General features: G+C 71.0%; 18 protein-coding genes and 1 pseudogene. 15 read left to right on the top strand and 4 right to left on the bottom strand.

The window, feature by feature from the left end:
• Nucleotides 1-11 precede the first annotated feature (11 nt).
• The 3 genes from IMZ11_RS08485 to IMZ11_RS08475 form a co-directional block, all read right to left on the bottom strand.
• A complete protein-coding gene (locus tag IMZ11_RS08485) occupies nucleotides 12-1205 on the bottom strand; it encodes an alanine racemase (protein ID WP_228639289.1) in 1194 nt (397 codons plus the stop codon).
• A gap of 200 nt (nucleotides 1206-1405) precedes the next feature.
• Nucleotides 1406-1678, bottom strand: a complete 273-nt coding sequence (locus tag IMZ11_RS08480; RefSeq protein WP_228639287.1) for a hypothetical protein — start codon at nucleotides 1676-1678, stop codon at nucleotides 1406-1408.
• Nucleotides 1679-1780: 102 nt separating this feature from the next.
• Nucleotides 1781-2383 (bottom strand): TetR/AcrR family transcriptional regulator, encoded by a 603-nt coding sequence (locus IMZ11_RS08475; RefSeq protein WP_228639285.1) that lies wholly within the window; start codon nucleotides 2381-2383, stop codon nucleotides 1781-1783.
• 115 nt (nucleotides 2384-2498) lie between these two features.
• Here IMZ11_RS08475 and IMZ11_RS08470 point away from each other — a divergent pair, with 115 nt between their 5' ends.
• The 5 genes and pseudogenes from IMZ11_RS08470 to IMZ11_RS08450 all read left to right on the top strand — a co-directional run.
• Nucleotides 2499-3152, top strand: coding sequence for a class I SAM-dependent methyltransferase (locus IMZ11_RS08470; protein WP_228639283.1), 654 nt, complete (start codon nucleotides 2499-2501; stop codon nucleotides 3150-3152).
• 168 nt (nucleotides 3153-3320) lie between these two features.
• Nucleotides 3321-4385: an aromatic ring-hydroxylating dioxygenase subunit alpha gene (locus tag IMZ11_RS08465; protein ID WP_228639281.1), complete on the top strand. Its 1065-nt coding sequence runs from the start codon at nucleotides 3321-3323 to the stop codon at nucleotides 4383-4385.
• Nucleotides 4382-4573: a hypothetical protein gene (locus IMZ11_RS08460; RefSeq protein WP_228639278.1), complete on the top strand. Its 192-nt coding sequence runs from the start codon at nucleotides 4382-4384 to the stop codon at nucleotides 4571-4573. The genes IMZ11_RS08465 and IMZ11_RS08460 overlap by 4 nt, the downstream gene beginning before the upstream one ends.
• Complete coding sequence (locus IMZ11_RS08455; RefSeq protein ID WP_228639276.1) at nucleotides 4570-5553, top strand: PDR/VanB family oxidoreductase; 984 nt, start codon at nucleotides 4570-4572, stop codon at nucleotides 5551-5553. Before IMZ11_RS08460 ends, IMZ11_RS08455 begins: the two co-directional genes overlap by 4 nt.
• 24 nt (nucleotides 5554-5577) lie before the next feature.
• A pseudogene (locus tag IMZ11_RS08450) lies at nucleotides 5578-6276 on the top strand (IclR family transcriptional regulator); the annotation flags it as partial.
• Between the two features lie 70 nt (nucleotides 6277-6346).
• Here the strand turns inward: IMZ11_RS08450 and IMZ11_RS08445 are convergent.
• Nucleotides 6347-7264, bottom strand: coding sequence for a PaaX family transcriptional regulator C-terminal domain-containing protein (locus tag IMZ11_RS08445; RefSeq protein WP_228639274.1), 918 nt, complete (start codon nucleotides 7262-7264; stop codon nucleotides 6347-6349).
• Between the two features lie 147 nt (nucleotides 7265-7411).
• Between IMZ11_RS08445 and IMZ11_RS08440 the strand changes: the two genes are divergently transcribed.
• From IMZ11_RS08440 to IMZ11_RS08395, 10 genes are all read left to right on the top strand, one after another.
• Nucleotides 7412-8323 (top strand): SDR family NAD(P)-dependent oxidoreductase, encoded by a 912-nt coding sequence (locus tag IMZ11_RS08440; protein ID WP_228639272.1) that lies wholly within the window; start codon nucleotides 7412-7414, stop codon nucleotides 8321-8323.
• Nucleotides 8324-8339: 16 nt separating this feature from the next.
• The gene (locus IMZ11_RS08435; protein WP_228639368.1) at nucleotides 8340-9218 is read left to right on the top strand and encodes an amidohydrolase family protein; all 879 of its coding nucleotides are present in this window, start codon (nucleotides 8340-8342) and stop codon (nucleotides 9216-9218) included.
• 42 nt (nucleotides 9219-9260) lie between these two features.
• Nucleotides 9261-9719, top strand: a complete 459-nt coding sequence (locus IMZ11_RS08430; RefSeq protein ID WP_228639270.1) for a MaoC family dehydratase — start codon at nucleotides 9261-9263, stop codon at nucleotides 9717-9719.
• 5 nt (nucleotides 9720-9724) lie between these two features.
• Nucleotides 9725-10876 (top strand): acyl-CoA dehydrogenase family protein, encoded by a 1152-nt coding sequence (locus IMZ11_RS08425; protein WP_228639268.1) that lies wholly within the window; start codon nucleotides 9725-9727, stop codon nucleotides 10874-10876.
• 115 nt (nucleotides 10877-10991) lie between these two features.
• The gene (locus IMZ11_RS08420) at nucleotides 10992-12338 is read left to right on the top strand and encodes an MFS transporter (protein WP_228639266.1); all 1347 of its coding nucleotides are present in this window, start codon (nucleotides 10992-10994) and stop codon (nucleotides 12336-12338) included.
• A 19-nt stretch (nucleotides 12339-12357) separates the two neighbouring features.
• Nucleotides 12358-13878, top strand: a complete 1521-nt coding sequence (locus IMZ11_RS08415) for a long-chain fatty acid--CoA ligase (RefSeq protein ID WP_228639264.1) — start codon at nucleotides 12358-12360, stop codon at nucleotides 13876-13878.
• A gap of 91 nt (nucleotides 13879-13969) precedes the next feature.
• Nucleotides 13970-14884 (top strand): ATP-binding cassette domain-containing protein, encoded by a 915-nt coding sequence (locus tag IMZ11_RS08410; RefSeq protein WP_228639262.1) that lies wholly within the window; start codon nucleotides 13970-13972, stop codon nucleotides 14882-14884.
• A 3-nt stretch (nucleotides 14885-14887) separates the two neighbouring features.
• Nucleotides 14888-15685 carry an ABC transporter permease gene (locus IMZ11_RS08405; protein ID WP_228639260.1) on the top strand — a complete coding sequence of 266 codons (798 nt, stop codon included), beginning with the start codon at nucleotides 14888-14890 and terminating at the stop codon, nucleotides 15683-15685.
• Between the two features lie 11 nt (nucleotides 15686-15696).
• Entirely contained in the window at nucleotides 15697-16830 is a 1134-nt protein-coding gene (locus tag IMZ11_RS08400) for a histidine kinase (RefSeq protein ID WP_228639258.1), read from the top strand.
• Nucleotides 16821-17465, top strand: a complete 645-nt coding sequence (locus tag IMZ11_RS08395; protein WP_228639256.1) for a response regulator transcription factor — start codon at nucleotides 16821-16823, stop codon at nucleotides 17463-17465. The genes IMZ11_RS08400 and IMZ11_RS08395 overlap by 10 nt, the downstream gene beginning before the upstream one ends.
• The last annotated feature ends 14 nt before the right edge of the window (nucleotides 17466-17479 follow it).

The following is a 17479-nucleotide window of genomic DNA, read 5'->3' as shown; positions in this document are numbered from 1 at the left end:
CGGCGGTCGCCTCATCCTCCGATGTAGTGGAAGCCCGGCTCGGGGTGCATGAGGAACGAGTGGTGGGAGATGTTCCAGGCGTACGCGCCCGCCATGGTGAACTCCACCACGTCGCCGCGTTCCAGGCTGATCGGTACGCGCCGGGCGAGCACGTCCTTGGGGGTGCAGAGCTGACCGACGATCGTGATGGGCTCGCCCGGCGCGCCGTCGACCAGCGGCTGGTTGTGCCCCTTGGTCGCCGGGGTGCGGATGTGGTGGGTTCCGCCCGCGACCACGGCGAACAGCTCGCCGTGAACGCGCTTGACGTCGATGACCCGGGTCACGTACCGGCCGCAGTAGACGGTCAGCGAACGCCCCGGTTCGACGCGGAGCACCTCGCCGGGACGGCGCAGCTCCGCCAGGCCCCGGCCGTAGGCGTGCCAGTCGAACCGCCGCTCGGGATCGGTGTAGGAGACGGCCATGCCGCCGCCGAGATTGATCTCGGTGACGCCGACTCCCCGCGCGTACTCCAGGATGGCGGCGGCCAGCTCCAGCATCCGCGGCGCGTCGAGTCCGCTGGCGAGGTGCGCGTGGATCCCGCGGAGCCGGACCGTGTCCTGAGCGGAGAGCAGGTCCAGGCACTCGTCGATCGCGGCAGGATCCATGCCGAACGGAGTCGCTCCACCTCCCATGGCCAGGGACGCGCCCTCGACCGGGAGGTCGAGGTTGACCCGGAGCAGCACGTCGGCGGCGCGTCCGGACGCGAGCAGCCGCCTGAGTTCGCCGCTGCTCTCCACGTGGAGCCGGGTGACCTCGCTGACGAGCTCCTCGTCGGTCTTGCCCGGACCGCCCAGCGCGACCGGCGTGTCCGGGTACGACGCGCGTACGTGTGCCAGTTCTCCGCCAGAGGCGACCTCGAAGCCGTCGACGTGTGAGGAGAGAACGCGCAGCAGCTCCGGGTCGGGGTTCGCCTTGACCGCGTAATAGAGCTCGACGTCTCCGAGTGCCGCCCGGACGGACCGCATGTGCGCGTCCAGCTCGGCCAGGTCGTAGACGAACGCGGGGAGCCGTCCGGCGGCGGCGAGTTCCAGCGCGAGCGCACTCGCCGGTGTGCGCGCCCGTTCCTGTGCCCGACCCTGTTCCTGTGCCTCGTTATCGGCCTGGTTCTCGGCCTGGTTCTCGGCCTGGTTATCGGCCTGGTTCTCGGCCTGACTCTGTGCGGGCACCACGGCTGTCACATCTCCTCCAGTCCTCCCCGGGCAGGGGCAGGCGAGCGGGAAGCGGCTCTCGATCACCAGACGGCCGGCGGGGTGGCCGTTACGCAGGCGGTCGACGAACCTTCAGTGATCTTCCCCGTTCGACGTCCTTACTCCTGTGAAGGACGGGGGGTCGCCGCGCTCGCGGGCCATGCCGTTGGCAGTGGTGGTCAGGCGGTCCAGCCCAGGAACGCCTCGCCGGCCGAGACCGCGCCCAGCCAGATGCCGACCGCCGACACCGGCACCGCCAAGCCCCACGCCGAGCGCGCCCGGATCGCCCCCACGCAGACGCCCAGCAGTCCCAGCCACACGACGAGGAGGGCGATGATCGCCCAGAGGGGGGCCACCAGCCCGCTCGCCAGATAGAAGGGCAGCGCGCAGAGGTGCCCGGCCAGTCCCAGCCAGCTCGCGAGGCGGCCGGCGGCCGTCGGCACGGTGAGCATGTCTCCTCCTCTTTCGGGTCAATGGAACCATGTGCGCGGTATGCGCGGGAGTTCGGCGCATCGATCGTGATGTCCGCCGGGTGCGGGTCCCTCGCGACCGCCTCACATGGGACGACCCCGCTGTACGGCCAGCACCGTTTCCAGGCCGGGCAGCACCACGGCACGGAACGCCGCGTCCATCTCGGCGGGTGTGGCGACGAGCTCACCGTCGGCCCACGTGCGCAGCAGCGCCATGAACGCCCCGGTCACGCAGATCACCGCCATGTCGAGCGACGCCGGCGGCGGGCTCCCCTCGGGAAGCGCCGCCAGCAGCTCGTCACGGACGACGGCGGCCATGATCTGCTCACCGCGCGCGACCACGGCGGTGCCCCCGCGCCGCCCGAGCAGGGCCCGCGCCAGGCGCCGCTGCTCGTGAAGATGTTCGAACATCGGCAGGGTGAACGAGAGCAGCCTGTCCGAGCGTGACGCGGGATCGAGTCGAAGAAGGTCGGAGAGCTCGTCGAGGCTGCTGAAGAGCACCTCCTCCTTGTCCGTGAAATGCGCGTAGAAGGTCGAGCGTCCGACGTCGGCGCGGTTGATGAGGTCGGTGACGGTCACCGCCTCGTACCCCTTGGTCAGGATCAGGTCCACCAACGCCTGCCGGATGGCTCGGCGGGTGCGCCGTACGCGCCTGTCGGAGCTCTCCCGCCTCGGGGTCCCGGACATCTTCATCACTCCTGTTCAGTACGGCACGACCTGGCGAATCTGCGTGTTGACCCTTCCGCGTCAACGAACTGACCATTCATAACTAAACAACCTGTTCCGGAAAAGGAGAAGTGCCATGCGTATCGGACACGGCCCCGCGAAACAGGAGGACGGCGGCGGCACGATCGATCACCCCCGCGCCTACGAGGTGCTGGCGGAAATCGGCCTCGGCGGGCGCCGCCGCAGGGTGTTCACCCGTATCGCCGCGCTGACCGGTGCCCGCCCAGGTGATCGGGTTCTGGACGTCGGCTGCGGCACGGGTTATCTGACCCGGATCATCGCCCCTCTCGTGGGGCGCGACGGGCACGTGACCGGGGTCGACCCGTCGACGTCGATGCTCGATCACGCTCGTGCGCGCGCGCCCCGTACCTGCTCCTACCGCGTCGGCGAGGGCCAGGACCTCCCCTTCTCCGACGCGTCGTTCGACGTCGTGGTCTCGACTCTCGCCGTCCACCACATGCCCCGGTCCGCGCGTGGCACCGCCGTACGGGAGATGTTCCGTGTCCTGCGGCCGGGCGGAAAACTGCTGATCGCCGATTTCCGCCCGCCGACCCACCCCGTCTCCGCCCGCCTCGTCGGCGTGCTGGTCGGGCCGGCCATGCGCCCCGGCATGCCGGAGTCGCTCGCCGAGCTGGTTCCTGACGCCGGTTTCCGGATCACGAGCACCACCCATGTGAAGCCGCTGCTGCACTGCGTCGAAGCCGTTCGCCCGATCGAAACCGGGGCCTGAAGGACCCCGGCCGCGACCCCGGCGTGGGAGAGAGGCTCCATCGATCTCCCACGCCGGTCGCGGCTCGAACCAGCCACGTCTTCCATCCAGTGAAAACGTTGATGTGCCGGGCGGATCGCGTCCAGATAGTTGGGGGGAGTCGCAGTTTCGAGGGAGCTCTGAATCCATATGACTGCTTTCGTGCGCAATCAGTGGTACGTCGCCGCGTACGGCCGCGAGATCGGGCGGGAACTCTTCGCCAGGACGATCCTCGGCGAGTCGCTGGTCTTCTACCGCACCACGTCCGGCCGGGTGGTCGCGCTGGCCGACCGGTGCGTGCACAGGCGCTACCCGTTGTCGGAGAGCCGGCTGGAAGGCGACACGATCGTCTGCGGGTACCACGGTTTCACCTACGACCAGGGCGGGACGTGCGTGTTCGTCCCCGGCCAGGCCCGGATCCCGCGCACCGCCCGCGTCGCGTCGTACCCCGTGGTGGAGCAGGACTCCTTCGTCTGGGTGTGGATCGGCGACCACGATCGAGCGGACCCCTCGTCCATCCCGCGGGCGCCCTGGCTCGACGATCCCGCGTACACCAGCGTGAGCGGCATGGAGCCGCTGGCCGCGCGCTACCAGTTGCTGGTGGACAACCTGATGGACCTCTCGCACGAGACCTACCTGCACGGCGGCTACATCGGCACGCCGGAGGTGGCGAACACCCCGATCACCACCGAGGTGGACGAGGACCGCGGGATCGTCTACGTCAGCCGGCACATGGCCGACGCCGAGTGCCCGTTGTTCTACGCCGAATCCACCGGTATCGAGGGCCGGATCACCCGCTGGCAGGACATCGAGTACCACCCGCCGTGCCTGTACCTGCTGCACAGCAGGATCGCGCCGGTGGGCGTGCTGCCGAACGCCGACGGTTCCGACCCCGACGGCTTCCACGTCGAGATCGTGTACGCCATCACGCCGGAGACCGAGAACAGCACGCACGACTTCTGGGCGGTGGCGCGCGACTTCGCGCTCGGCGACCAGGAGGTGTCGGACTTCCTGGCCGAGAACAACCGCACGGTGGTCATGCAGGACGTGGTCGCGCTGAACCTGCTGGAGAAGGTGATCGCCACCGAGCCCGAGGGCTACCAGGAGCTGTCGATCAACATCGACACCGGCGGCCTGGCCGCCCGGCGGATCCTCACGCGGATGGCCGAGGCCGGCGCGGCGCCCGCCCGGCCCTCCGAGGCAGTGCCATCATGACGAGCCCGTCGATGCCGCGGGGCGACACCGTCTACCGCATCGACTGGACGCTCGGAACGGATGTCCTCGACGGCGTGTGCCACTGCGGCGCGCGGCGCCGCTCGGAGGATCCGGTGGAGCTGTGGGAATGGCTGCTCGCGCATCCCGCGGACCACGAGCCGCCGGGCCGGGCGGGTGGCGGCGGATGAGGACCACGACGTGGGCGGGCGCTCTTCCGCGGGCCGAGACGGAACTCGACGTGCTGATCGCGCGCAAGGAGACGGTGGCCGACGGCGTGGTGCGGCTCACGTTCCGCGGCCTCGACGGCGGGCCGGTGCCGTACTGGGAGCCGGGCGCGCACCTGGACCTGATGCTGCGGGACGGCCTCGTGCGGCAGTACTCGCTCTGCGGTGATCCGGCCGACCGCTCGACGCTGCAGGTCGCCGTACTGCGTGAGCCGGAAAGCCGGGGCGGGTCGCGCCACGTGCACGACCGGCTCGCCGAGGGCGACCGCGTGCGTGTTCGCGGGCCGCGCAACCACTTCGCACTGGTGGAGGCGGAGCGCTACCTCTTCGTCGCGGGCGGCATCGGCGTCACCCCCCTCGTGCCGATGGTCGCCGAGGCCCAGGCGCGCGGCGCGGACTGGCGACTGGTCTACGGCGGGCGCACACGGGGCTCGATGGCGTTCCGGGACGAGCTGTGCGACCGCTACGGCGACCGGGTCTCCGTACGGCCGCAGGACGAGACGGGACTGCTCGACCTGGACGCGCTGCTCTCGGAGCCGCGGCCCGGGACGGCCGTCTACTGCTGCGGGCCGGAGCCGTTGCTCGCCGCCGTCGAGCGGGTGTGCGCCCACTGGCCGGCCGGCGCTCTGCACATGGAGCGGTTCGCCCCGAAGGCCGGAGCGGACGCGGGGCCGCGCGACACGTTCGAGGTCGAGCTGGCCCTGTCCGGGCGCACGCTCGTCGTCCCCCCGGACAGGTCGATCCTGGAGGTCGTGGAGGAGTCCGGCGTGCCGGTGCTGTCGTCCTGCCAGGAGGGGACCTGCGGCACCTGCGAGACCGCCGTGCTGGACGGGGTTCCCGACCATCGCGACTCGCTGCTCACGGCGGAGGAGCGGGCGGCGGGCGACACGATGATGATCTGCGTGTCGCGTGCCCTCGGTCCGCGGCTCGTTCTCGAACTCTGATCACAGGGGAAGGACGGCGCCCGAATGGAGGAGGACATGGGAACCCCGAGCGACGCGCCGCGTCCCGGCCGCTCGGTCACCGCCAAGGTGCTCGCCCTGCTGGAGGCGTTCACCGCCGCCGAGCCGGAGCTCACCCTGAGCCAGTTGGCGCGCCTCGCCCGCCTGCCGCTGGCCACCGCGCACCGGCGGGCCGCCGAGCTCCTCGAATGGGGCGCTCTGGAACGCGACGAGCGGGGCCGGTACCGGATCGGGCTCCGCCTGTGGGAGGTCGCCTCGCTCGCCCCGCGCGGTGTCGGGCTCCGCGACGCGGCCATGCCCTTTCTCGAGGACCTCTACGAGGTCACCCATGAGAACGTGCAGCTCGCCGTACGCGAGGGCGCGGAAGTGGTGTTCGTCGAGCGCATCGCCGGGCTGCACGCCGTACCGGTCTGGACCCGCGTCGGAGGCCGGTTCGCGATGCACGCCACAGGTGTGGGGCTGGTCCTGCTCGCCCACGCGCCGAGGGCCGTACAGGAGGAGGTGCTCGGCCTGCCACTGCGCCGGTACAGCGAGAAGACGGTGACCGATCCGAACACGCTGCGCCGGGTCCTCGCCGACGTGCGCAGGTCCGGTTACGCGGTCAGCGACGGCCAGGTCACCGTGGACGCCCTGTCCGTGGCCGCGCCGATCGCGGGCGTGGACGGCCGGATCACCGCGGCCGTCTCCCTGGTCGTCCGGGCGGACGGCGCGCAACCGGGCGCGCTGGCACCTCTCGTCCAGGCCGCGGCGCGCGGCATCACGCGGGCGCTGCACGCTACGGCCGCGGGGCGGCCCGTGATGCGGAGCCCGCCGCCTCCACAGGCTCGTCCGCCACCGGCCGGCCCGGAGCCCGCGCGTCCAGAGACAGCTCGTCCAGGACCGTGTCGGCCAGCTTCTTGGCGCGCGGCTCGTACGACCGGGCCAGCGACTGGAAGACCTGCTCGGCTCGGATCGCCGGCCAGTCGCGGGGCAGGTGCTCGGCCGGCAGGTGCGGGTCCTGGCGGACGAGCTGCAGCCAGTCGGTGTGCAGGAGCAGTTGCCGCGCGAGGTCGTCGGGCGCCGACGGGAGCGGGTGGCGGGTGTCCCAGCGGTCGAGGAAGGCGTGGTACCGCCCGGCGATCTCCTCGGTGTCGAACGCCTTCCTGACGATGTCCGCCGACTCCGTGGGCTTGAACGCCCGCGCCGTGAGCACGGTGACGTGGTCGCCGAGTTCGAGCGGAGCGAGGATCCCGGTGACGTCCTTCACGCCGGGCGCGACCCACAGGCCGCTCTGCAGCAGGCCGAATCCGGCCCAGATGAGCTGGGATCGGAGGTCGTGCCGGGTGCTGCGCCTGCTGTCGGGGAGTGAGAATCCGACCAGCGTCCAGGTGCCGTCCCAGTCGCGGTTCACCGCGCCGGTCTCCCAGACCCGCCTGCGCCCGTCTTCCAGCACCTGTGTGGCGTGCCCGGTGAGCCCGAAGTACATCTTCCGGCCCTGGCGGTGCCGGGCCAGCAGGTTCCGCTTGACCATGCGGGTCAGGGTCGACCGCACCGCCTCCTCGGAGAGACCGAGCCGGGCGAACACGTCGATGACGCTTCCCGAGTAGACGGCGGTGTCGCGTCCCAGCACGTAGATGCCGAGAAAGCTGAACATCAGCGACTGCGGGCGCGCGGACGGTGCGTGCGCCTGGTCGTCTCCTTCGCTGAGCGTCACAGGAAGAGGGTAGATGGATCAGCGATATTAGGCAAAATTTTGACGAACGTCTGAAAACTGCCTTATGTTGACCGGGTCGCTCATCGGCGCGTCGATCACATCGATCCGCGTCGAGAGGTCGTCGAGAGGTCGTCGAGAGGTGAATCCATGGATCTGTCCGGCAAGGTCGCCGTGGTCACGGGTGCGGGCCGTGGCCTCGGGCGCGCGTATGCCGAGGCCCTGGCCGCGGCCGGCGCGGCGGTGGTCGTGAACGACGTGAACGCCGAAGCCGCGGGCGAGGTCGCCGACGCCATCACGGCACGCGGCGGCAGGGCCGCCGTCGCCGCGGGGCCGGTCGGCGGCTCCGAGATGGCCGACCGGCTGGTCGCCACCGCCGTCACGGAGTTCGGCCGGCTCGACGTGATGGTCACCAACGCCGGCATCCTGCGGGACAGGGTCCTGTGGAAGATGTCCGACCAGGATTTCGACGCGGTGATCGACGTGCACCTGCGCGGCACGTTCACCTGCGCCCGCGCGGCGGCGGTCCGCATGCGCGAGCAGGGGACGGGAGGCCGCCTGATCCTGATCTCCTCGCCCGCCGGTCAGCGCGGGAACTTCGGCCAGACCAACTACGCCGCCGCGAAGGCGGGCATCGTCGCCATGGCCCGCACCTGGGCGATGGAGCTGGCCAGGGCGAACATCACCGTGAACGCGGTCGTGCCGGTGGCGGCCACCGAGATGACCAAGACGATCCCCGTCTTCGCCCCGATCCTGGAGGAGGCAGAGCGTACCGGCCGGCCGTTCCCCGAGTGGCTGCGCAAGGACGAGGGCCTCGGCACGGTCGAGGACGTCGCCGGCCTCGTCGTCTTCCTCGCCTCGGACGCGTCCGCGGGCGTGACCGGGCAGGCCGTCGGAATCGGCGGTGACCGGCTCGCGCTCTGGTCCCACCCGAGCGAGAAGGCCGTCGCCTACGCCGACGGCGGATGGACGCCCGACGCCATCGCCGCGTCCTGGGAGGCGGGTGTCGGCGCCGAACCGGAGACGTACGGGATCCCCGCGCCCAAGGTTCCGGAGGCGTGAGATGAGCGATCGGATCATGAACGTCGCCGAACTGGTCGCGATCGACGTCCACACGCACGCGGAGGTCGCCAGGGACGGGCACGGCTCCCTGAGCCCGGAGCTGTTCGGCGCCTCCGAGGAGTACTTCAAGGCGCACGGGCACCGCAAGCCGACCATCGCGGAGACGGCCGACTACTACCGCGAGCGGAAGATGGCCGCGGTGGTGTTCACCGTCGACGCCGAGCACGCCACCGGGCACCGCCGCATCGCCAACGAGGAGGTGGCCGAGAGCTGCGCCGAGCACGCCGACGTGCTCATCCCGTTCGGCAGCGTGGACCCCTGGAAGGGCAGGGCGGGCGCCCGCGAGGCGCGCCGGCTCGTCGAGGATCACGGCGTGCGCGGCTTCAAGTTCCACCCGAGCATCCAGGGCGTCGCGCCCAACGACCGGACCGCCTATCCGCTCTACGAGGCCATCGAGGAGCTCGGCGTCCCCGCGCTGTTCCACACCGGCCAGACCGGCATCGGCGCGGGAGTCCCCGGCGGAGGCGGCATCCGGCTGAAGTACGGCGATCCGATGCTGGTCGACGACGTCGCCGTGGACTTCCCCGAGCTGCGGATCATCCTGGCGCACCCGTCGTTCCCGTGGCAGGACGAGGCACTCGCCGTCGCCACGCACAAGCCGTACGTCTACATCGACCTGTCCGGGTGGTCGCCGAAGTACTTCCCGCCGCAGCTCGTGCGGTACGCCAACACGCTGCTCAAGGACAAGGTGCTCTTCGGGTCCGACTATCCCGTGATCACCCCGGACCGCTGGCTCTCGGACTTCGACAAGCTCGAGATCAAGCCGGAGGTCCGTCCCAAGATCCTCAAGGACAACGCCGTACGCCTGCTCGGGCTCGGCGGCGAACAGCACTAACCGGAACCGGAACAGGAACCGGCAGGAAGGGAGAACCCGGCGATGACCATCACCGTGAACGGGCTCGACGAGATCAAGGCGCTCACCGGCAGGGACCTCGGCCGCAGCGGCTGGCTGGAGATCACCCAGGACAGGGTGAACACCTTCGCCGACGCCACGGACGACCACCAGTGGATTCACATCGACGCGGAGAAGGCGAAGGGCGGGCCGTTCGGCGGCACGATCGCCCACGGCTATCTGACCCTGTCCCTGGTCATCCCGCTCTTCAACGAGCTGCTCGACATCCGGGGCGTGACGATGAGCGTGAACTACGGCCTGGAGAAGGTGCGCTTCCCCAGCCCGGTCCGGGTGGGCGGCAGGATCCGCCTCGCCGCCACGGTCGTCTCGGTCACCGAGGTGGCCGGGAACGGCGTGCAGATGCTGCTCGACTTCACCGTCGAGGTCGACGGCTCCGACAAGCCCGCCTGCGTCGCTCGGGCGGTCTACCGGCACTACGCCTGAGCACGATGCGGCGGGCATTCTACGAGGAGGACCACGAGGTCTTCCGGTACGCGGTGCGCGAGTTCGTCGCGCGCGAGGTCGTGCCTCACCAGCTCGGGTGGGAGGACGCCGGGCGCGTCGATCCCGCTCTGTGGCCGGCCGCCGGCCGCCAGGGCCTGCTGGGCCTGGCCGTGCCCGAGCGGTACGGCGGAGGCGGGACCGGCGACTACCGGTTCAGGTGCGTGTTCATGGAGGAGCTGGCCCGGGTGGGCGCCGCCTCCGTCAACTCCCAGGTGAGCCTGGTCGACGACCTCGTGCTTCCGTACCTGCTCGATCTGGGCACCGGCGAGCAGCGGGAACGCTGGCTGCCCGGACTGTGCGGTGGCGAGCTGACCCCGGCTCTGGCGATCACCGAGCCGGGCGCGGGCAGCGACCTGCGCGGCATCGCGACCACGGCGCGGCGCGACGGCGACCACTGGCTGATCAACGGCGGCAAGACGTTCATCACGAACGGAGGGCACGCGGACGTTCTCGTGGTCGTGGCGCGTACCGATCCCGAGGGCGGCGGCCGCGGCTTCAGCCTGTTCCTCGTGGAGAGGGGCTCGCCGGGTTTCACCGCCGGGAGGGATCTGGACAAGCTCGGACAGCGCGGCGAGAACGTGGCGGAGCTGTTCTTCGACGACGTGTGGCTGCCGGCCGGCGCGCTGCTCGGGACCGAGGGCGAAGGGCTGCGGCACCTGCGCGAGCACCTGCCCACCGAGCGCATGTCGATCGCCGTGTACGCGCTCGCGGCGGCCGAGGCCGCGCTCGGCTGGACGCTCGACTACGTGCGGCAACGCGGCGCGTTCGGGCAGCGGATCGCGGACTTCCAGAACACCCGCTTCGAGCTCGCCGAGATGCGGACCGAGCTGGACGTGACGCGGTCGTTCGTGCACGACGCCGTCCTGGCGCTGAACGCGGGCGACCTGTCGGCGACGGACGCGGCCAAGGCGAAGTGGTGGACCACCGAGCTCCAGCAGCGGGTGATCAGCCGGTGCCTGCAGCTCCACGGGGGCTACGGCTACATGCGCGAATACCCGATCGCGCGGGCCTTCGTCGACGCGCGCGTACAGACGATCTACGGCGGCACGACCGAGATCATGAAGGACCTCATCGGCCGGGAGCTGGTCCGCGAATGAGCGGAAATCCGAACGCCGGACAACATTAGGCAAAGTATTGACGTGCGTAACGAGACTGCCTAACCTCGCGTCAAGAGAGCGGACTCCGCCAAGTCACGAATGAGGGACCCCACTCATGTCGAACTCGCCGGCCCCCCAGTCCACCCCCGTCCAGCTCCGTCGCGCGGTGACGTCGAGCTTCCTCGGCAGCGTGATCGAGTACTACGACTTCCTGCTGTACGCCACGGCGTCGGCGGTCGTGTTCAGCAAGGTCTTCTTCGGAAACCTCACCCCGCTCATGGCGACGGTCGCCAGCTTCGGCACCTTCGCCACCGGATACCTCGCCAGGCCGCTCGGGGGCGTCGTCTTCGGTCACTTCGGCGACCGACTGGGACGCAAGCGGATGCTGGTCCTCACGATGGTGCTCATGGGCATCGCCAGCTTCCTCATCGGCCTGCTCCCGACGTACGAGCAGGTCGGCGGCCTGGCGCCCCTCGCGCTCGTCGTGCTGCGGATCCTGCAGGGCGTCGCCGTCGGCGGCGAGTGGGGCGGCGCGGTGCTGATGTCCGCGGAGCACGCCACCCGCCGCCGGGGCCTGTGGGCCAGTTTCACCAACGCCGGAGCGCCGTTCGGCATGGTCCTCTCGACCGCCGCGCTCAGCGGCACCGCGGCCGTCGTCGGCGAGGAGGCGTTCCTGAGCTGGGGCTGGCGCGTCCCGTTCCTGTTCAGCGTCGTCCTGCTCGCGATCGGCCTGTTCGTACGCCTCAAGGTCGAGGAGACCCCGGTGTTCACCGCCGCCAAGGACGAGGCAGCGCCCCGCTCGGCGCCGCTGACGGACGTGCTGCGCAACCACCCGAGGACGCTCCTGCTCGGGGTCGGCGTCGGCCTGTCCGCCTTCGTCGCCCAGGGGACGCTGACCACCTACCTCATCTCGTACGGCGTGGGAGCCGGGTTCGCGCGGCAGGACGTCCTGAACGGCCTGACCCTCTCGTCCGCGCTGGCCGTGGCCGGCATCGTCGGCTGGTCCGCGCTGTCGGACCGTGTCGGGCGCCGCCCGATCGTGCTCGCCGGAGCGCTGATCATGGCGGTGTACGGCTTCGTCCTCTTCCCGATGGCGGACACCCGGAACGTGGCCGTGCTCACCGTCGCGCTCGTGCTCGGCCAGGCGGTGATCCACCCGATGATGTACGGGCCGCTCGCGGCGCTCTACGCCGAACTCTTCAGCACGCGGAGCCGCTACACCGGCGCCTCGCTCGGCTACCAGCTCGCGGGACTCGGCGCCGGCCTCGCGCCGCTGCTCTTCGCCCAGATCCGGGCGTCCAGCGGCGGCGACGGCACGACGGTGATCTCCGTGGTCATCGCCGGCTGCTGCCTGCTCACCGTGCTGTGCGCATGGGCGTTGAAGGAGACCAGCCACGAGAACCTGACCTCGGACGCCGTGGTCGTACCGGCCGGAAGTCCCACCGCCCATCCGAAGATCTGACCCCGGAGGTCGTACACCGATGCAGAACGCTGGAGTGGGAGGGTGGCCGGCTCGCCGGGCCCAGATGACGCCGGACCGCACGGCGCTCGTCCTCCACGACCGGACCCTCACCTACGCCCAGGTCCACGAACGCACCACGAAGCTGGCCTCGCGGCTGCGCGAGGCCGGGGTGCGGGCCGGGGACCGGGTGGCCTACCTCGGTCCCAACCACACCGCGTTCGCCGAGACCATGTTCGCCACCCACCTGCTCGGCGGGATCTTCGTCCCGCTGAACTTCAGGCTCGCGGCACCCGAGATCGCGTACATGCTGGAGAACTCCGGCGCGACGGCCCTGATCTACGCGCCGGAGTGCGCCGCGGTGGTCCGCGCGCTCCCGGACACGCCCGCCCTGCTCGCGATCGTCGCCCTCGCCTCTCCCGCGCCGGGGGAACGGGAGTACGAGACGTGGTTGTCGGAGGGCGACCCCACGCCGATCGACGTGCCGGTGGCGCTCGACGACGTCGCCCTGATCCTCTACACCTCGGGCACCACCGGGCGCCCCAAGGGCGCGACCCTCACCCACGCCAACCTCGTCTGGAACACCTTCAACATCATGATCGGCGTCGACGTGGCGAGTGACGAGGTGACGCTGATCAGCGCGCCGCTCTTCCACGTCGCGGCCCTGGACCAGACGCTGCTGCCGACGTTCGCCAAGGGCGGCTGCTCGGTGATCATGCCCTCGTGGAATGTGGACGAGTGCTACGACCTCATCGAGAAGCACGGCGTCACCTGGATGTTCGGGGTCACCACCATGTTCGCGGCGTTCGCCCGGTCGCAGCGGTGGGCCGGCGCCGACCTGTCCTCGCTGCGCAACCTCATGTCCGGGGGAGCGGCGATCCCGGCCGCGCTGATCCGTACCTACCAGGAACGCGGCCTGGTGTTCTGCCAGGGGTACGGGCTCACCGAGACCGCGCCGGGGGCGACCTTCCTGGAGGCGAGCCAGAGCACCCGCAAGGTCGGCTCCGCGGGTGTTCCCGTGTTCTTCGCCGCCGTACGCGTGGTCCGTCCCGACCTCACCGACGTGGCGGTCGGCGAGCCGGGAGAGGTGCTCGTCAAGGGGCCCAACGTGACCCCCGGCTACTGGCGGAACCCGGAGGCGACGGCGGCGGCGTTCTCCGACGGCGGCTGGTTCCACTCCGGTGACATCGCCACCGTCGACGAGGAGGGGCACCTGTACATCGTCGACAGGGTCAAGGACATGTACATCTCCGGAGGGGAGAACGTCTACCCGGCCGAGGTCGAGGGTGTGATGTTCGAGCATCCGGCCGTGGCCGAGGTCGCCGTGGTCGGAGTGCCCGACGCGACGTGGGGCGAGGTCGGCCGCGCGTTCGTCGTCCGCCGTCCCGGCGAGGACGTCACCGGCGACGAGCTGCGCGAATTCCTCCTCGGACGGCTGGCCAAGTACAAGATCCCCCGCTATTTCGACGTGGTGGACGACCTGCCGAGAACGGGATCAGGGAAGATCCAGAAGCCCGAACTACGCCACCGCGCCCTGTCATAGCGGAGCCGGTCGCGCGTTACGGGTTTCCGCCATAGGAGTCGGCGGATCGCCCCCATGGTCGGCGGCCCGGCCCCTGCCTAGCGTTGGACGCGTGATCAGCCTCAAGGGATTGACCAAGAGTTACGGCGGTCGGGCCGCCGTCGACGACCTGACGCTGGAGCTGAAACCCGGCACGGTGACCGGCTTCCTCGGCCCGAACGGCGCCGGCAAGTCGACCACGATGCGCATGATCCTCGGGCTCGACCGCCCGACGTCCGGCACGGCGCTCGTCGGAGGAGTGCCGTACCACGAGATCAGGTATCCGCTGCGGAGGGTGGGGGCGCTGCTCGACGCGCGCGCGGTGCATCCGGGGCGCAGTTGCCGCGCGCACCTGCTGGCGCTGGCGCGCGGCAACGGCATCGCGAGAAGCCGGGTCGAGGAGGTCCTGGAGACGGTCGGGCTGGCGGGTGTGGCGGGCAGGCGCGCCGGCGTGCTGTCGCTGGGCATGAGCCAGCGGCTCGGCATCGCGGCGGCACTGCTGGGCGACCCCGACGTGCTGATGTTCGACGAACCCGTCAACGGCCTCGACCCCGACGGTGTGCGCTGGGTGCGCGACCTGATGCGCTCGCTGGCCGAGCAGGGCCGCACGGTCTTCGTCTCCAGCCACCTGATGAGCGAGATGCAGCTGACCGCCGACCACCTGGTGGTGATCGGCAAGGGACGGCTCATCATGGACGCGCCGCTCGCGGAGGTCATCGCGCACAGCTCGCTGACCGTCGTGGTCGTCCGCAGCCCGCACGCGGGCGACCTGTCCGTACGGCTCCGCGCAGCCGGGATCGGAGTGGAGCGGATCGGCGAGAACGCGATCGTCGCCACCGGCGCGGGCATCGAGCGGATCGGCGACCTGGCGTACGAGGCGGGCGTCCGGCTGCACGAGCTGAGCACGCGTGAGGCCTCGCTGGAGCAGGCCTACCAGGAACTGACCGCGAGCAGCGTGGAGTACGGCGTCCGGAGAGCGAGCGTGTGAACGATGGCGGTCAAGGAACTGGGCCAGACGATCGGCGCCGAGTGGACGAAGCTGTGGTCGGTCCGCTCGACCTGGTGGTGCCTGACGGGCGCCGCCGTGCTCATGGTGCTGAGCGCGTTGACGCTGGGCGGCGCCACCGCGACGGAGCTGCGCCGTGCCGGCGGCGAGGGGGCGCGCCTGGTCGTGAGCGAGCCGGTGATCTCGGCGACGTCGTTCGTCCAGTTCGCGCTGGTCACGCTGGCGATGCTGACGATCACGTCGGAGTACGCGTCGGGCGGCATCCGCACCACGTTGCAGGCCACGCCGATCCGCGGCCGGATGCTCGCCGCGAAGGCGTTGGTGGTGGCGCCGGTGATGTTCGCGGCGGGAGTGGTGTCCGGCGGCATCGCGTCGGCGGTCACCTATGCGGTGCTTTCTACCCGGATGTTCGGCGGCTACGCCGTCCTCCCGCCTGCCGAGACCACGCTCGACCTGCTGGCCCTCGGGGCTTTCCTCGCCCTGGTGTCGGTGATGACGCTCGGTGTGGGCGCCGCGATGCGCAGCGCGGCCGGGACCCTCACCGTGGTGTTCATGCTTCTGATGGGCCTGCCGCTGATGCTCGCGATGACCGGCGGCCAGGCCGCGCTGGAGGTGTCGATGCGCATGCCGACGTTCGCCGGCCTGGCCTTCATGGGCAGCACCGACAACCTCACCGGCGGCCCGATCCCGTACTCGCCCGGCGAGGGCCTGGCCTGGCTGATCGGGTGGACGGCGGCCGGGGTGGCGGCCGGCTACGCCGTCCTGCGCCGGCGCGACGCCTAGACTTCGCAGCCGTGTCGAGCAATCGGGTCGCCCGCGTGCTGACGGGGGTCCTCGCGGGCATGGCCCTCGGCGTCGCCGAACTCGCCTTCCTCTGCCTCGCCTGGCCCGCGTCCGTGATCCCGGCGGCCCGGCCCGCGGTCAGCCGCGCCGTGGCCCGGTTCATGGCGGTGGAACGGGCACGACTGGGCCACGGCGCGGCGCAGGCGGGCGGCCACGGTTTCCTCGCCGCCCGCGCCGCGCTCGGCGTCCTCGGCGGGTACGTCAGCGTGGCGGGCCTGTTCATCAGCGGCCTCTTCCTGTTCGGCGGGTTGTGGGACCTGGCCTCGGGCGAGTCGGATCGGGTGCCGCTGGAGTTCCCCGGAGTGCGGCTGGTCACCAGCAGTTGGGTGCTCGGGCTCACGGGCGGGGTGGTCCTGCTGGCGCTGGTCGCGCTGTGGATCCTCGCGGTCGGCGCGGCGGAACGACGGCTGGCCGACCACGTCCTCGGACCGGGCAGGCAGGAGCTGATGCGCAGGCGCATCGCCGAGCTGACCGCGACCCGTTCGGGCATCGTGCGGGCCGTCGACGACGAGCGGCGAAGGATCGAACGCGACCTGCACGACGGTGTGCAGCAGCGGGGCGTCGCGCTGGCCATGCTGCTGGGCCGCGCCCGGCACAACCCCGACCAGGCCAGGACCGCCGAACTGGTGAGCCAGGCCTACACCGAGTCGCGCCGGCTTCTCGACGAGTTGCGCAGCGTGGCCTGGCGGATCTATCCGACCGCGCTCGACGAGCTGGGCCTGCGCGCCGCCCTCGCCGGGGTCGCCGAGCGGTCGAGCGTACCGGTGACCGTGCACTACGGGCTGGCCGACCGGCCCGTCTCCGAGGTCGAGACGGCCCTCTACTTCGTGGCCCGCGAAGCGATCACCAACGCGGTCAAGCACGCGGGGGCTCATGACATCCTGGTCGTCCTGACCGAGGACGAGCGGACGGTGAGCGTGGCGATCTCAGACGACGGCACGGGCGGCGCCGACCCGTCCGGAGGTGGACTCTCCGGGCTGGCCAGGCGCGTCCTGGCGCTCGACGGCGACCTCACCGTCGACAGCCCCGCGGGAGGCCCCACCACGGTCGCCGCGACGTTGCCCAAGGCGGCGCCGTGCGGCTGATCCTGGCGGACGACTCGGTGTTGCTCCGCGAGGGCCTGGTCCGGCTGCTCGACGAGGCCGGCCACGAGGTCGTCGCCGCGGTCGGCGACTCGCGCGCGCTCCTCGACGCCGTCGAGCGGCACCGGCCCGACGTGGCCGTCATCGACGTGCGCATGCCGCCGACGCACACCGACGAGGGGCTGCGCGCCGCGCTGGAGATCCGCGAACGCCGGCCGGGCGTCGGCGTGCTCGTCCTGTCGCAGTACGTGGAGAAGACCTACGCGGCCACACTCCTCGCCGGGGCCACCGAGGGACTGGGCTACCTGCTCAAGGACCGCGTCTCTGACGTGGCCGACTTCCTCGACTCGCTCGAACGCGTACACGCGGGCGGGGCGGCCCTCGACCCCGAGGTGGTCCGCCAGCTGCTCGCCCGCACCACGCACGCCGATCCGCTGAGCAGGCTGAGCGCACGCGAGACGGAGGTTCTGGAGCACCTCGCGCAGGGCCTCGTCAACGCGGCGATCGCCGAGCGCCTGCACGTGTCATTGAGCACCGTCGAAAAGCACGTCAACGCCATCGTCGAGAAGCTCGGCCTGCCCCGGGATCCCGATTACAGCCGCAGGGTGCTCGCGATCCTGCGCTACCTCGACGGCTGATCCGCGGATCGCAC

The sequence above is a fragment of the Microtetraspora sp. AC03309 genome, from assembly GCF_020826795.1.
Classification (GTDB): domain Bacteria; phylum Actinomycetota; class Actinomycetes; order Streptosporangiales; family Streptosporangiaceae; genus Microtetraspora; species Microtetraspora glauca.
Note: the sequence above shows the minus strand (reverse complement) of the source record. Positions and strands in the feature narration are given on the sequence as shown.